We start from the raw sequence: 13,532 nt of genomic DNA on the forward strand, positions 1-13,532 counted from the left end.
TTCGACCGTACGGAGCACCATGAACGCCCAGGACGCCACCGCGTACCGGCACATCATCGCCACCTCGCCCATCACCGTGGACCTCGGCGGCGGCCGCCAGGGGCTCACCAATCCCGCCTGGTGCGGCTGGTACGGCAAGGGCATCACCGGCGCCCACCCGTACGGCGGCTACCGCCAGGTCGTGACCTGCCCGGCCTGCATTCACCTCGACGACTGCGCGCAGTCCGGCTGCGCCGATCCCGCCCACGACTAAGCCCCCTCGCCCCAGCCCGGCCCCACATTCCCGAGGAGTCAGTTGACCGCCGCTCGCACCACCGCCGCCGACCGGGTCGCCGCACTGCGCAAGTACGCGGCCGCCACCGGCGAGCCGCTCGACCACCTCTCCGACCTGGACGTCCTCAACGCCGGGTTCGACATGTTGCAGGCCGACCACATCGCCACGCGCGACCGCTACATGGGCCTGCTCACCTCCCTGCGCAAGCACGACGAGGCCCTCCGGTCCTCCGTCACCCGCGAGTTGACGGCTCGCGCCGACCTGGTCGTGGCGCAGGCCGTCCGGCAGACGAGCCATCAGCTCACCCGGATCCTCGACGCTGTCGAGGCGCTGCCCGACAAGCCGGGCGCCGACCGGATCGCACAGCTGAAGCAGATCGCCGCCAGCGCCCGGCACATGATCCGGCTGCTGCGCGAGCGCGACGAGGAGGACGGGCGGACGTGGCAGCCCGACAGCAACCGCGACCTCGTGAACAACGCCCGCCACGTGATCGGCGTGCTCGGCGAGCGGGACGGCATTCCGGCCGACGAGGTGATCCGGCTCGTCGGCGAGGCACTGAGCCCCAACGGCAACCTCCAGGACCTGTTCACCGTCGCCGACCAGGGCACCGCCCGGACCCGCAGGCGTGAGCCGGAGTTCATGGGCGAGGGGTGGCACGACCGCCGCAGCTACTACACGTACGAGCCGGACGGTGACGCCCGGCTGGTGGCCTACAGCCTCGGCGATGCCTGGCACCTCGACCTGTACGAGGGCGCGGGGCGGCTGCTGGCGTACGGCGTCGTACCGGAGAGCGAGGTCGCCGCGCTCGCTCCGGTGCTGGTGTCGCGGGCCGCCGCGTGGTCGGCCGAGTGCTCCGGCTACCCCTGGCGCCGCTTCGCCGACACCGTGACTGCCCTCCGGGCCGCCTGACCGGCCACCGCCCCCGCCTGCCTGCCGCCCGGCCCCGCGCGCCGGGCGGCCCCGCCCACCCCTTGGAAACAACCCTGTGAACCTGCACTTCGGCCGCTTCCTCGGTGTCGGCGTGAACCGCACGCCCGCCCCGGCCGCTGCCCCTGAGCCGGCCGTCCGCACCCGCCTCCCCCTCGTCTCCCGGCGACGCCTCCGCCCTCGCCGACATGACCGCCGCCGCTCCCCCGCGCCGCGCCTGGACGCCGCGTTCTTCGCCGACCGGCAGCGCGTGGCGGCGATGGTCGCCCACTGGAGCCGCGACGACCTCTACAGGCTCGGGAACACGCTGGTCGGCGAGGGGGACCGGCGCATCGAGGGCGAGTTGCTGGAGGTACTGCGCACCATGTGCGCACGCGAGCCGGGACAACCGCCCGTGACCCGCGTGGAGTTCGTGACCGATGCGAACTACGACGACCAGGTGTATTGGGACGACGAGGCGGTCTACCTCCACGATCAAAGCGGCGGCGAGCCGGTGCCGTTCGACTTCGAGGCGCTGGAGGAGGGATCGGAGCAGGCCGCGCTGGATGAGCGGTTCCGTGACCTGCTGGCCGACTACGCCCGCAGCTACCCCCCGGGCGACGGTGACCACCTGGTGGTGAACCTCGCCACCGGAGCGTTCGAGCATTCCGGCAAGTGGTCGTTGGTGTGAGGTGCCGACAGCGTGACTGACCGCACGGTGTGCGGCGCCCCCGGCCGCGACGAAGAAGAAGGCAACGACGTCTCGTGCGACCTGGAGCCGCACGGTCCCGAGACCGACCACCACGCCGTGATCATCGGCCAGTACCTGCGTGAGCCCATCGGCGAGATGTGGTGGCCCGTCGCTCCGCCCGAGCCGCACGAGCGCATCCTGCGGATCATCTCCGACATCGTGAACGACGCGAACGACTCCGGCGGCATCGGCCTGGACGACCTGGTGGCCCGCCTGGCCGCCGAAGGATTCGCACTGCCGCCCGACGGTCCCTGACCGGCCCAGCGCACGGCCGCACTCCTGCGCCGGGCGTGACGCGCACCTGTCCCGCTCCGGATGGCGCGGGTTCCCCCGCCGGTCCGCGCCCCGGCAGGCGGCAGGCCAGCTCCCTGGGCACCACCCGCGCCTGCGGCGCGTCTCGAGGACTGCCGGCACACACGGCCAGCAACCGCTCCGCTCGCCAGCCCCAGGTGGACCCAGGACCCAGCTCAACGCTTTCACCTGGGGAAATGACGGTTTGAGGACCCAGGGACCCACCTTGCGCCCCCCTGCCGACCGGGCCGCAGCTCAAGCCCGGGCTGCCACACCACCATCCTTGACGCTTAAGGCTTGCATCGCCGGCGCCATCCATGTATTGTCTTAAGCGTCACCAAGGGGGCGGGGTGGACCCGCCGGCCTCCCATCGCGCGGGCCGCGCCCCCGGGCGTCAGCCGCCTTCCTCACGACCTGATCCGGAGAACAGTGACCACCTCGTACGCCACCGCCCAGCGCCTCGGCACCCGTAGCCACCAGTGCGACGCGACCGCCACCGCCGCCGACGGCGGCAACCGCGCCTTCGCCCTGCTGGACGGGATCGGCTCGACGGCCAAGGTGCGCGCCTGGACCCGGGACAAGGCCCGCCTGCTCGCCCGGATCGCGGCGCAGACCGGCAGCCCGGCGGCCGCCCTCGCCGCTGTCCGCGCGGTCGTCGACCACGAGGGCCCCGAGCAGCGCCACGACCCCGACAGCAGCGATGAACCGAGCGCGGTAGCGGTCGTGGCGGTGTGGCTGCCCGGCGGGGTGCTGCTCGTCGCCTGGACCGGCGACGCCCGCGCGTACTGGAACGGCAAGCCGCTGACCGTGGACCACAACTGGGCCGAGATCGCGCGCGCCGAGGGCCGCAAGGCGCCATGGTGGTACCGCAACATGGTCGCCTCGCACCTCGGCCGCCACCCCGACGACGGCACGCACGGACCCCTGGGCGAGGCCGAGCCGGTCAAGGGCCCCGGACGGCTGGTGCTGCTCTCCGACGGCGTCTACTCCCCCTTCGAGGACCACGGCTGGGACCTGGCCGGGGCGATGCGGGACGGGCGGCCCCGCGAGACCGCGGTGCGGCTCGTCAACCGCGCGGTGCGCTCGCCGGACCCCCGTCACGACAACGCCACGGCCCTCGTCGCCGACCTCTGACCACGCCGGGGTACCTGCACCCCGGCCGGTTCCCTGCCCCTCACCCGCACCGGCCCGCCCGCCGGCCGGCGCCTGCCCATGATCGCCCGCCGCCCGCCTGCGGCTCTCCCAAGTGTTGGAAGGTTCTGCATGTCCGTACTGTTCACCGCCGAGCACCGGCAGGCTGTGGCGTATGCGGTGACCTGCGGCTGCGCTCCGGCCACAGACCAGGCCACCCCACTCGGCAGCTACGACGCGGCCGTCCGGGCCGCCCTGGCCGCCGGGGCCGCCGGGACACGCGGGCCGCTGCCGGGCTGCGTACTGCCGGACATCTGCCCGCACTCCCCGCTCCTGGTCGAGCCGCTCGACCCGGACGGCCCCGCCCCGGACGTCGAGGCGAACGGTGCCAACACCCGGCTCCTGCTGGCGGCGCTGGGCCTGGACAGCCAGGAGGGCCAGGACGCGTGGGGCCAGATGGCGGCCGACCTCTTCCTCGGGCGCGTGCTGATCGCCCTGGCCCTGGCGCCCGAGGATCCGGGCGCGCCGTGGACGCAGTCCGGGCGTCACTATGACGGCGGCCGCTCGGCCGGATACCTCCATCGGCGCCTGCTCGACCTGCACGACCTGGCCCAGTGGTGCGCGGCCCACGGCCGGGAGGTCGCCTGGGCCTGACCACACAACTCCATCTTTGACGCTTAAGACTTGCATTGACGGGTGCCCGCTAGTAATATCTTAAGCGTCAAAGGCGGTACGGGGAGCGGCCGCCGGAACCACCCGCAGGGAGTGATCTCATGACCGCCGTCATCGCCGAGCAGACCGAAATCCGGATGACGGTGGCCGAGTTCGACTTCATCACCTGCGACCAGTGCGGCAAGCGCTCGCCGTTCTTCGACGACGGCGACGACGGCACGCACGAGGCGCACGACGCGGGCTGGCACGTGTTCACCAGCGAGTGCGGCTGCCCCAACCTGTGCGGCGACTGCGCCGAGGAGATCTGCGGCGTCGTCGACACCAGCCCCCGCCTGTTCGGCATGCGGGTCATCTGACCGGCCCCGGGCGGGCCGCACGGCCCGCCCGCCCTTGTGCGACCGCCTGATCGAGGCGGACCCGCGCGTGAGGCATCCCGGTCACCCGCTTCACCTTCCCGCCCAGGCGCCGCCCCGGCGCCCGCGCCAACCAGCCATAGGAGAACGCCCCGTGTCCAGCAGCACCGTCACGACGCCCGCCGCCCGCCGACCGGCCACACGCCCCTCCGCCACCCGCACCCGGTCGCACGCATGCCGCCGCCCGCTGCACCGTGCCGCACAGGCGTCCGCGCTGGCCGTGGCGGCGCTGTCTCTGGCGACGCCGGGCGCGTGGCCAGTACTGGTCGTGGCGGTGCTCGTCGTGGTCGCGGCGCGCATGCTCCGCTTCGGCGTCAGCCCGCTCGCTCGGCGCGGCGGAGCATCCCGTGCGGGGTTCGGCTGGTCGGCCGCGGCGGCGGTGAGCGATGCGGCGCTGGTCTTCGTGCTGGTGCCGCTCCTCATCGGCTCGCTCGCCTTCCACGGCGGGCACCTGCCGCCGTCGGCGGTCGTCTGGGCACTGGTGGTCTACGGCCTGCGTGCCGCCGCGCACCGCTGAGCCGCCGGTCCGGCCGCGCGGTCCGCCCCTCGGCGCTCGCGCGGCCAGGACCGTCCCGCGCGCCGGCCCGCCCGGCAGTCGAAAAACGCAGATGACGCTTAAGGCTTGCATTTCGAGGCGAGGTGCCGTATGCTCTTAAGCGTCATCAGGGCAGGATGTCGCCACCGAGGAGCACGCTTTGACCGCCACGCCGATCCCGCTGTACCGCGTCCACGTCGCGGCGCCCGTCTCCTACATCCCCACCGGCCCGACCACCGGCGTCAAGGTCGGCACCCCCACCCCGGGCAGCTTCGACCCGGCCGCGGTCCGCGTCGTCCCGGCAGCGGACATCCGCCCCGGCGACGTGGTGCTGGGCACCTGCCAGCCCCGCCACGACCGGCGGACTCTCATGCCCCTCGACGACCGCGCCCAGTGGGTCAGCTACTTCACCGGCACGCCCAAGGTCCAGCAGCACGGAGCCCGGCCGTTCGACGCCGGTCACTGCGACTGGTGCGCGCACAACGCCTTCTACATGTGCATCACCCCCGGCAGCGGCCACGTCGTCGTGGACGGCTGCACCGTCTACCCGCCCGGCGCCCTGCTGCTCGCGATTCCCCGCACCCCCGGATGCGCCCGCGCCGCCTGAGTTCCGGACCGCCCGACCCGGCGGCCGATCCCGCCGCACCCGGCGGCACGGCCGCCGTCCGCCCAACCCGCCCCCTACGTAAGGAAGCCATGGCCGAATCGCCCCTGCAGGTCTACATCTACGCCGCCGACGCCGCCGACCGTGACGCGGCTCTGCAGGTCCTGTCCGAGGCGGGCCTGGAGTTCGGATTCGACCGCACTGACGCCCCCGCGACGCTCGCATTGGGCGAGCTCTACGGCACCTACGAGGAGTGGGACGGGCAGTGGGCCGAGGTCGCCCGGCGGCTGATCGAGAAGGCGCCGAGCGCCGTGTTCGAGCTGTGGCAGGACCCCTCGGAGGAGCGGGACGGCTCGTACGTCGCCCATGTACCGGCCGTCGGCACCGTGGAGACCGGGTGCGACCTCAAGGGCGTCCCGCACGTGAACCTGCCCGACCTACTCGCCCGCCTGTCGGCGCTCCCCGACCACACGACGGTGGCCGAGTGGCTGGCTGGCGGCGGCGCCGCGTTCCTCGGTTCGGCCGTGCTGGAGGCGCTGAAGCCGTACCAGGCCGCCGCCGGCCGCTGAAGCCTCGACAGCACCACCCTCCGATTCTCGCCCTTCCGTTCGCCCCCCGCCGGGGCCCAACCCGGCCTTGTCTTTGTGGAGTTCACCGTGTCGCCCCTGTTCCTCCCCCAGCCAGACCCGTATCCCGGTGGTCCGGACGGCAAGGGGTGGAGCCGCCTGTCGCTGAACGCGCACATGGACGTCCGCAACCAGTGCGGACTGCTGCCGATCCGGTTCGCGTCGCTGTTCGAGAGCCGCACCGGGCGGCAGCGCTGGGGCGGCTACGAGCGCTGCCGCATGGGGCGAGCCTCGTGCAGCACCTGTCCCGTGCAGGAGGCGGCGCAAAGGTACGAGCCGATCGAGTGGCCGGCCGGCTCGCCGCTGTGCCTGGGCCGTGTCCGGCCGTGGGCGCTGACGCCGGGGGCCCTGCTGGCAGATCCCGCGCAGGGGCGCAGCTACGTGGAGCTGCTGACGTGGCAGAACGTGAGCACGGGCGTTTCGGTGAACTGGCCGGACCTGCGCGACGACTTCCGGGTCCAGTTCAGCTGGTCGTTCGTCGATGCCGAGGGCGAGGCGTTCTGGGTGGTGCGAAGCGACCCCGCCGCCGAGGACGCGCCCGTTCACACGAGCCGTTCGGGCAACGTCACCGAGCACGCGGTGCACGGCCGGGCCGGGGGGCCGCTCGTGGCCACCCTGCGGTGCCACGGCGTGTGCGCTCACGACGACTGGCGCCTTCGGTACCTGGCCGCGGACATCGCCGACGCCGCAGGCAACGCCGCCTCGGCGGAGGCGGCCGAGCTTCCCGAGCGCCTCCCTGGCATCCGGCACACGGAGTTCAGCCACGAGGGTCAGCACACGGTGCTCCGGCATGAGGACACGCGCTACCACCCCGCCTCAACCCTGGAGGTCATCTGGCACCAGCCCGTCACCCGGGCGTGCCTGACCGCACTGGTGGCGCACGCGGTCCGCCTCGTCATCTGGTGATCCGCCCCGCGGGGCCTCCCGTCGTGGGCCCGCATCGGCGCCCGGTCCGCACTCGGGACCGTCGGCTCCGGCTCCCCGCCATTCCCTCATCGTCCGACGAAAGGAATTGTGTGTCCTCTGCTCCCCTTCAGCTCCTCATCTACGCGATCAGCGACGCGGAGCGCCCGGCCGCGCTGAAGGCCATCACCGAGGCCGATCTGCGGCTGGGGTACGGCCGTAGGCAGCCGACATCGCTGGAGCTCGGCGAGCTTTACGGCACCGACGAGGCCAGCGTCGGCAAGTCGGCGGAGCTGGCCGACACCCTGCGCCGCGACGCGCCCAGCGCAGCCTTCGAAATCTGGCAGGACCCCTACGCCACCGTCGGCCACTACGTCGCCCACGTGCCTGGCATCGGCAGCTACGACTCGGCCTGCGACGAGGACGGCACGCCCCTGGTCGACGTCCTGGACATGGCGCAGCGCCTGATGGCGCTGCCGTCCGGCACGACCGTGGAGGCGTGGCTGGCCGCCGAGGGCAACGGACTGCTCGGCCGACGGGTGCTCGACGCCCTGGACGCCTTGCGAGACATGCTGCCGGACGGTCCGCCGGCCGACGCTGACAGTGCCGACGCCAGCCGCCCCGCACCCGCGCCGCGGCTGCACACGCAGGTCGGCGCGTTCCATCTGCTGGACTACGGCGCCCTTGAGGACTACGCGCGGGAGCACTACGGCCGCCCGTACTCCGCCGTGGTCGCGCAGGAGGGCGGCAACGACAGCGTCTATGAGGTCACCGCGTCGCTCACGCACACCCTGGTGTACGGCGACGGCCGGCTCGTCGAGCAGCCCGGGCTGGCCCCCAACGACCGCCAGGACCTCGACTTGTGGCTGTCAGGGGAGGGCAGCGACCCGCACCCCGGCGTGATCCTCAGCGACCTCGCCCAGAAGGGGCTCACCCCGGACGGCTCCTACCTCGTGCGCGTCTCCTGGTAGCCCCCGCGCGCGCTCGGCGGCCGCCACCGCGATCGCACCGGCAGCGCTGCCGCGCCGGCTCGCCGCCGCTCCCCTCTTCCCCCTTCATCACCCAGCCCCGGCCGGCGTTCGCGTTCGTGCCGGCCGGGCCCGTCCCCTGCGGAAGGAATCCGATGACGCTCAGCCCCACCGGCGCGCGCATCCTCGCCGAGAACGAGGACGGCATCGTCCGGGGCCACCCCGCCGCACTGGCCCGGCTCGAGGCCGACCGCCTGATCCGCTACAGGCTCGGCACGCCCACCATGACCCAGGCCGGCCACCAGGCCCTGGCGGACTGGATCACCGAGCACGGCCGGCCCGCCCCGACGTCCCCGGGCATTGCGCCCAGGCTGCCCGCGCGCCAGCACGAGGCGGTCCTGACCGCCGCGCGCCGCCCCGACCAGCTGGTGCCCGGACGGGACAACGCGGCGGACGGTGAGGAGTGGTTCCAGGCCCGGACGCTGGACGGCATCCGGCAGGCCGGTTATGCCACCGCCTACCCGGGTGACCCGCACTCCCTCTACCTCACCGCCCAGGGCCGGGCCTACGCCCGCCAGCGCGGCGGCATCGACGTGCGGCGCCGAAAGATCGTGCTGGTCGCCTGCGGCCAGAACAAGCAGCCCGACCCCGAGCGCTGGTACCCGGCCGGCGAGCTGTACACGGGCGGCTATCACCTCTCGCTGCGCGGCGCGGCCGCCGCGCTGACCCGCCCGCCACTGATCCGGATCGTCTCGGCGTTGCACGGGCTCGTCCCCCTGACGCGCAAGCTGCGCCGGTACGACGTGCGGCCGGGCGACCCGGAGGCGATCACCGCGGACGGTCTGAGTGTGCAGACGGCCGCGCTGGGCCTGGGCGACGCGGACGTGATCTTTCTCGGCGGCCAGGACTACATCGACCTCCTCGTCCCGTCCGTCCCCCACCTGTTCACCCCGCTCACCGGCGGGATGGGCCAGCACAAGGGCCAGTGCCGGCAGGCCCGCGAGGACGCCTCGGTGCGCGAACGGTGGTGGGCACAGGCCGCCGCGCTCTTCGACCGCCACCACGCCCCCGGCACCCAGCCGGCCTCGCCCTGAACCCGCACGCTACCGGCGCCCATCACCCCATTCGTGACCGAAAGACCTCGATGACACCAGCGCTTCTCACGCCTGTCGACAAGCCCCTTACCGCCCGGCCCCTGCGGTTCTGGGACCGCGACCGGATGTACTCCACGACCAGCGAGAAGGTGTGGCACCGCTGGAACGGGCAGTGGATCAACTATCTGTACGCCCAGGGCCGCGGGCCCTACACCGACGCCCAGGCCCGCGCCGCGCTGGGACGCCGGCGCGAGGACGGGCGCGCCGCGATGCGGTTCGTCCCCTGGCATCCTCCGCTCGACAGCACCCTGCCGGGCTCCCCCGTGCGGACCGTGGACGTCTCCCGCCTGGTGCTCGCGCCCGCCGACTGTGCGCTGCCGTTCCTGCGCCTGCCGCCCCGCGGCCCCAGCCCTCGCTATGAGTTCGCCTCCGTGCGCGACCTCGCGCGGCAGCTGTCGCGTCAGGAGCTGCAGCGTGAAGAGGACTACCCGCCCGTTCTGATGCTGGACGAGGTCCGCACCGCTCTGCTGACCATCCTGCGCGACGGTGACGGCGAGGCGTCCTACCACCGCGCTTCGGGGCGGCTGTTCGCCCGGCAGACCACCGAGCTGGGCACCACCTCGTTCGCCTGGGTGATGGGCTCGTACTGCACGGAAACCGCCTGACAAACCCACACCCGGTGTCGCTTAAGACTTGCATCGAACAGCACTCGTCACGTATACTCTTAAGCGTCACTCGGTGGGGTGTACGAGAAATCACGACCGGAAGGAAATCAGCCCGTGCACCCCACCGTGACCGAGGCCGAACTGGAAGCCATCGCCACCGAATTCGCCCTCCAGGAGGGCGACCTGGACGAAGAGGTCGAGGACCGCGCCCACGACCGGGCCGCGGACGCGTTCAACAACGGCGCCCGCCCCGAGCTGGACTTCTGGGACGCACACGATGCGGTTCATGACGACGCCGACCAGCTCGCCTCACGCATCAACACCGCGGGCGTCACCGCACAGCTGGCCTACCTGACCGAGGGCTGCACCCCCGACGAGGTACGCGCCCGGCTGCGCCGCACCCCCGCACGGCAGCCCGTCCCCCGCGACGGGAACACAACCCGAGAACTCACCGGAGACTGATGCATCGCACCGACCTGCTGCCGCTGGCCCAGCACTGCCTGCCGCCCGGCCTTCCCGAGCACGTCTACGAGGACCACAACCGCCGCCGCAAGGCGACCACGATCGCCTTCTGGCTGATCACGAGCTACAACGGCCGCATGCTGCCGTCCGACGTCGACCGCATCACCGACCGCGACATGGACGAGGCCGCCGACCGCGCCGGGGTCAACCGCCCCGAGATCAACCCCGAGGAGACCCGCAGCCTCGTGCGCGGCATCCTGCGCGCCTACATCAGCCACCCCGACCCCGCCCAGGACACTTCGGCAGGCGCTGCCCGGCAGCCGTCGAGCGGCGAGCAGCTCGTGCAGGCCCTGGTGAAGTTCGTCGAGGCGTTCGCCCAGAACACGCCCCCCAAGTAGCCCACCCCACCGGGCCCGAGGAGGCTCGCCGGTCAGCCCGGTATCGCGGGCCCGGAACGCTGCGTCGCCCCGGGCCCGCGCCCGCCCATCCTTGCCCACCGCTCGCCCGGCGCCGCCGGCGCCCCCTGACTGCCCGGAGCCCCATGGACATCAGCGCCCAGAGTGCGCTGCACGTGGCCCTGCTGGCCCATGCCGACAGCGCCGACCCCGAACACCCCGCCACCACCGCCGCCTTGCACCTGCTGCGGCTCGCCGACGGCCACGGCCCGGCCCCCTCGCGCGGCACCGACGCCAGCAGGGCCCTGACCGAAGTCCGCACCGTCCTCTCCCGCGCCCGCACGGCCCGCGCCGCTCTCGACCGGCCCACCGAGCACCAGTACGGCGAGGACGGCAGGCCGCTGCACGATCCGGTCACCAACGAGTGGGTGGTCCTGAACGACCCCGACGCGCAGGAGATGCGCGCCGCGCTCGACACGGTGATCGCCGTTCTGGAGCGCTGGGACCGCACCGGCCGCACCCGGCGCCCCACCAGCCGGTGACGGCCGGCACTCCGGAAGGGCGCACCGCCGTGACCGAACTCCCCCGTGTCATCGATGAGATCGGCGACGGCCTGATCCTCGAGTTCCGAGGCGTCTACTTCGGCATCGACCGCATCACCCGCCGCGTGTACTGGGCCTGCCCCTGGGGCGAGCACCTGCAAGCGATCGAGGACATGGTCCGTGTGATGCTCGGCCCGGAGACCTACAACGCCCTGGAGACCCGCTACACCGGCGACTGGGAGGCGGCCGCGTACGAGCCGCGCAACGCTGCCGAGCTGGAGATCGGTGACCTGATCACCCTGGAGAGCCACCTGCACACGGTCACCGGACTGACGCGCGTGGCCCACCGCATCGAGATCCTCACGGACAGCGCCGAGTTTGCCGGCCCCTACCCGGTCGACGCCGACCGCCGCATCCCGGTGCACCCGGACACAACCGCTGCCCCCTCCCCCGCCGAGCACCTCGCGCTGTCCGGCCTCCGCCCCGTCGACACCCCGCCCACAGACCTGACAGCACGACGGGCGGCACCCGCAACGCTCTCAACTCCTGGTCCTTTCAACGGCACCCACCGACCTATGACGCTTAAGACTTGCTAGCAGACCTGCATCAATGTACTGTCTTAAGCGTCACTTGGCGGGCTTGATCCGCAGGCCGGCCCTGGTGACGGACACTGAGAGGAATCCCATGTCACCAACCTCAGGCGAGGTCCGCTTCCTCGTCGTGTGCGCGACCGTCCTGGCCAGTCCCGGATACCGCGAGGACCGCATCTCGATTCGCCGCCGCGGGGAGGCGGACGCCTTCGCGTTCATCGCCTTGCCGCACGGGATCGCGAGCATCCGCGATGCTCTGGCCGCCTTCGGCTGGCGTCTGCGCGGGAGCCTGGAGTACGTCGCCGGCCCGAACGAGGAGCGCGGCGAGGTCGAGCCGGATCAGCCCGCCGCCGGTGCGGCGATGGAGGAGCTGCGCGAGATCGTCCGCAGCGAGATCCTCGCCCGCATGCTCGCCCTCCTGGCCGACTCCCGCGCCCGCCATTTCCAGGCCGTGCTGCCCGAGGGCGACGACGCCCGTGTGCCGGTCGGCTGGACTTTCCGCAACGGTCTCGGCCCCGCCGTCGCCTACGGCTGGGTTACCGCGAAGGGCCGCGTCAACAACGTGGTCGGCGTCCCGCACCGCGACGAGGCTGCGGGCACCGTGCGCCAGTGGCACGCCAGCGGCACGGACGCCCCGTCCCATTCCGAGCCCGCGCGCGAGATCCTGCGTGAGCAGTCGCCCGCCGACCTCGCCCGGCTGCTGTCCACCATCCGCCGCGGTGGCATGGCGCTCGAGGCGGACGGCGGGTGCGCCGCGCGCGTCTTCCCGGCCGGTGCACTCGCCCCGATGAAGGGCCGCAAGCTCGCCGCCAAACGCTGCCGGCACCACTTCTACGCCCACGACGACGTCGCCGGGGACCCGGTCACCGCCTGTGCGCGCCGGGCCCCCGAGACCCGCTTCGGGGTGTTCGGCAGCGAGGGGTGCGTCGACTCCATGGACTGCGCCGTCGCGGCCGCCAACGAGGCGGTGCGCCTGAACGCCGAGGACGACAGCAGCCCGGCCGACGAGCCGGAGTACGGGTGGCAGGCCCTGTGCCGTGAGCACGAGGAGCAGCCCGCAGGCGACTGCGAGGAGTGCGCCACCGCCGAGGGCGAGGACGAGCCGGACGAGTTCGACGACAAGGACCGTGAGAAGGAGGCGCACCGTGTTCGTCAAGGGTGACCGCATCGTGTGCCCCGACGGCCACCTGCGCACCGTCGAGGGCATGGCGCCCGTCCCGCCCGGCGAGAGCGCCCACGTCATCGTCGAGGGCGGCGCGCGGTGGAGGGCCGAGACCTGCCTGCGGGCCAACCGCACGGACATCGTCGAGGCGCACCGGCGCTGTCGCGCCGCAGCCGCCCGGGTGCGCACGGCCCCCGACCCGGACGACCCTGAGTGGCGCGGCGCCCTCGACGAGCTCGGCCGAGCCCTCGACTTCCTGCGCACCGCCGACCCCGTCGTCCGCCTCGCCCTCGCCGAGGACGACGCCCGCGCGGCGGCACAGGCGGTCCACCCCGGCGCGCACGACTTCCACCCCGTGCACCGCAGCGGCGAGGACACCCCGTCCGGCTGGTCCTTCCGCACAGGCCACGGCTCCCGCGCCCGCTACGGCGTGGTGGCCCTGACCGCCGAGGTCGCACCGGTCGGCCTGTACGAGTACCGCACCACCGCCGAGCGCGCCTTCCTCCAAGCCGTGCGGACGGACGTCACCTGCGCCGCCGGCTGACCCC

Annotated in this window: 20 protein-coding genes; all 20 read left to right on the forward strand. The window is 73.0% G+C overall.

Annotation, left to right across the window (positions count from 1 at the left end; all coding sequences use genetic code 11):
- The first annotated feature begins 19 nt into the window (after positions 1–19).
- The 20 genes from ACFYZ8_RS33285 (at position 20) to ACFYZ8_RS33380 (ending at position 13,528) form a co-directional block, all read left to right on the forward strand.
- Entirely contained in the window at positions 20–253 is a 234-nt protein-coding gene (locus ACFYZ8_RS33285) for a hypothetical protein (RefSeq protein ID WP_389050236.1), read from the forward strand.
- 42 nt (positions 254–295) lie between these two features.
- Complete coding sequence (locus tag ACFYZ8_RS33290) at positions 296–1,183, forward strand: hypothetical protein (RefSeq protein ID WP_389050238.1); 888 nt, start codon at positions 296–298, stop codon at positions 1,181–1,183.
- Positions 1,184–1,259: 76 nt separating this feature from the next.
- Entirely contained in the window at positions 1,260–1,871 is a 612-nt protein-coding gene (locus ACFYZ8_RS33295) for a hypothetical protein (protein ID WP_389050240.1), read from the forward strand.
- Between the two features lie 12 nt (positions 1,872–1,883).
- On the forward strand, positions 1,884–2,186 hold the full coding sequence (locus tag ACFYZ8_RS33300; RefSeq protein WP_389050241.1) for a hypothetical protein: 303 nt from the start codon (positions 1,884–1,886) through the stop codon (positions 2,184–2,186).
- A gap of 465 nt (positions 2,187–2,651) precedes the next feature.
- On the forward strand, positions 2,652–3,356 hold the full coding sequence (locus ACFYZ8_RS33305; RefSeq protein WP_389050244.1) for a PP2C family protein-serine/threonine phosphatase: 705 nt from the start codon (positions 2,652–2,654) through the stop codon (positions 3,354–3,356).
- A gap of 129 nt (positions 3,357–3,485) precedes the next feature.
- Positions 3,486–4,007, forward strand: a complete 522-nt coding sequence (locus tag ACFYZ8_RS33310) for a hypothetical protein (RefSeq protein WP_389050246.1) — start codon at positions 3,486–3,488, stop codon at positions 4,005–4,007.
- A 119-nt stretch (positions 4,008–4,126) separates the two neighbouring features.
- On the forward strand, positions 4,127–4,381 hold the full coding sequence (locus tag ACFYZ8_RS33315; protein WP_389050247.1) for a hypothetical protein: 255 nt from the start codon (positions 4,127–4,129) through the stop codon (positions 4,379–4,381).
- 151 nt (positions 4,382–4,532) lie between these two features.
- Positions 4,533–4,955, forward strand: a complete 423-nt coding sequence (locus tag ACFYZ8_RS33320; protein ID WP_389050248.1) for a hypothetical protein — start codon at positions 4,533–4,535, stop codon at positions 4,953–4,955.
- Positions 4,956–5,133: 178 nt separating this feature from the next.
- Positions 5,134–5,580, forward strand: coding sequence for a hypothetical protein (locus ACFYZ8_RS33325; protein ID WP_389050250.1), 447 nt, complete (start codon positions 5,134–5,136; stop codon positions 5,578–5,580).
- An 89-nt stretch (positions 5,581–5,669) separates the two neighbouring features.
- Entirely contained in the window at positions 5,670–6,146 is a 477-nt protein-coding gene (locus ACFYZ8_RS33330) for a hypothetical protein (RefSeq protein ID WP_389050252.1), read from the forward strand.
- Between the two features lie 87 nt (positions 6,147–6,233).
- The gene (locus ACFYZ8_RS33335; protein WP_389050254.1) at positions 6,234–7,109 is read left to right on the forward strand and encodes a hypothetical protein; all 876 of its coding nucleotides are present in this window, start codon (positions 6,234–6,236) and stop codon (positions 7,107–7,109) included.
- Positions 7,110–7,219: 110 nt separating this feature from the next.
- Positions 7,220–8,077 carry a hypothetical protein gene (locus ACFYZ8_RS33340; RefSeq protein WP_389050256.1) on the forward strand — a complete coding sequence of 286 codons (858 nt, stop codon included), beginning with the start codon at positions 7,220–7,222 and terminating at the stop codon, positions 8,075–8,077.
- A gap of 152 nt (positions 8,078–8,229) precedes the next feature.
- Positions 8,230–9,168 carry a DUF6884 domain-containing protein gene (locus tag ACFYZ8_RS33345; RefSeq protein WP_389050258.1) on the forward strand — a complete coding sequence of 313 codons (939 nt, stop codon included), beginning with the start codon at positions 8,230–8,232 and terminating at the stop codon, positions 9,166–9,168.
- A 50-nt stretch (positions 9,169–9,218) separates the two neighbouring features.
- Positions 9,219–9,833, forward strand: coding sequence for a hypothetical protein (locus tag ACFYZ8_RS33350; RefSeq protein WP_389050259.1), 615 nt, complete (start codon positions 9,219–9,221; stop codon positions 9,831–9,833).
- 114 nt (positions 9,834–9,947) lie between these two features.
- On the forward strand, positions 9,948–10,295 hold the full coding sequence (locus tag ACFYZ8_RS33355) for a hypothetical protein (RefSeq protein ID WP_389050261.1): 348 nt from the start codon (positions 9,948–9,950) through the stop codon (positions 10,293–10,295).
- A complete protein-coding gene (locus ACFYZ8_RS33360) occupies positions 10,295–10,693 on the forward strand; it encodes a hypothetical protein (RefSeq protein ID WP_389050262.1) in 399 nt (132 codons plus the stop codon). The genes ACFYZ8_RS33355 and ACFYZ8_RS33360 overlap by 1 nt, the downstream gene beginning before the upstream one ends.
- 143 nt (positions 10,694–10,836) lie before the next feature.
- Complete coding sequence (locus ACFYZ8_RS33365) at positions 10,837–11,232, forward strand: hypothetical protein (RefSeq protein WP_389050264.1); 396 nt, start codon at positions 10,837–10,839, stop codon at positions 11,230–11,232.
- 29 nt (positions 11,233–11,261) lie between these two features.
- Positions 11,262–11,828 carry a hypothetical protein gene (locus tag ACFYZ8_RS33370; protein WP_389050266.1) on the forward strand — a complete coding sequence of 189 codons (567 nt, stop codon included), beginning with the start codon at positions 11,262–11,264 and terminating at the stop codon, positions 11,826–11,828.
- An 88-nt stretch (positions 11,829–11,916) separates the two neighbouring features.
- Positions 11,917–12,984 carry a hypothetical protein gene (locus ACFYZ8_RS33375; RefSeq protein ID WP_389050269.1) on the forward strand — a complete coding sequence of 356 codons (1,068 nt, stop codon included), beginning with the start codon at positions 11,917–11,919 and terminating at the stop codon, positions 12,982–12,984.
- On the forward strand, positions 12,968–13,528 hold the full coding sequence (locus ACFYZ8_RS33380; protein WP_389050271.1) for a hypothetical protein: 561 nt from the start codon (positions 12,968–12,970) through the stop codon (positions 13,526–13,528). The genes ACFYZ8_RS33375 and ACFYZ8_RS33380 overlap by 17 nt, the downstream gene beginning before the upstream one ends.
- Positions 13,529–13,532: the final 4 nt, after the last annotated feature.

The sequence above is a fragment of the Streptomyces sp. NPDC001668 genome (assembly GCF_042893155.1).
Classification (GTDB): domain Bacteria; phylum Actinomycetota; class Actinomycetes; order Streptomycetales; family Streptomycetaceae; genus Streptomyces.

Bases quoted from the DNA above. Each gene is read 5' to 3' on its own strand.
- ACFYZ8_RS33365 (WP_389050264.1), top strand. From the start codon at position 10,837: ATGGACATCAGCGCCCAGAGTGCGCTGCACGTGGCCCTGCTGGCCCAT.
- ACFYZ8_RS33345 (WP_389050258.1), top strand. From the start codon at position 8,230: ATGACGCTCAGCCCCACCGGCGCGCGCATCCTCGCCGAGAACGAGGAC.
- ACFYZ8_RS33360 (WP_389050262.1), top strand. From the start codon at position 10,295: ATGCATCGCACCGACCTGCTGCCGCTGGCCCAGCACTGCCTGCCGCCC.
- ACFYZ8_RS33315 (WP_389050247.1), top strand. From the start codon at position 4,127: ATGACCGCCGTCATCGCCGAGCAGACCGAAATCCGGATGACGGTGGCC.
- ACFYZ8_RS33375 (WP_389050269.1), top strand. From the start codon at position 11,917: ATGTCACCAACCTCAGGCGAGGTCCGCTTCCTCGTCGTGTGCGCGACC.
- ACFYZ8_RS33285 (WP_389050236.1), top strand. From the start codon at position 20: ATGAACGCCCAGGACGCCACCGCGTACCGGCACATCATCGCCACCTCG.
- ACFYZ8_RS33350 (WP_389050259.1), top strand. From the start codon at position 9,219: ATGACACCAGCGCTTCTCACGCCTGTCGACAAGCCCCTTACCGCCCGG.
- ACFYZ8_RS33330 (WP_389050252.1), top strand. From the start codon at position 5,670: ATGGCCGAATCGCCCCTGCAGGTCTACATCTACGCCGCCGACGCCGCC.
- ACFYZ8_RS33310 (WP_389050246.1), top strand. From the start codon at position 3,486: ATGTCCGTACTGTTCACCGCCGAGCACCGGCAGGCTGTGGCGTATGCG.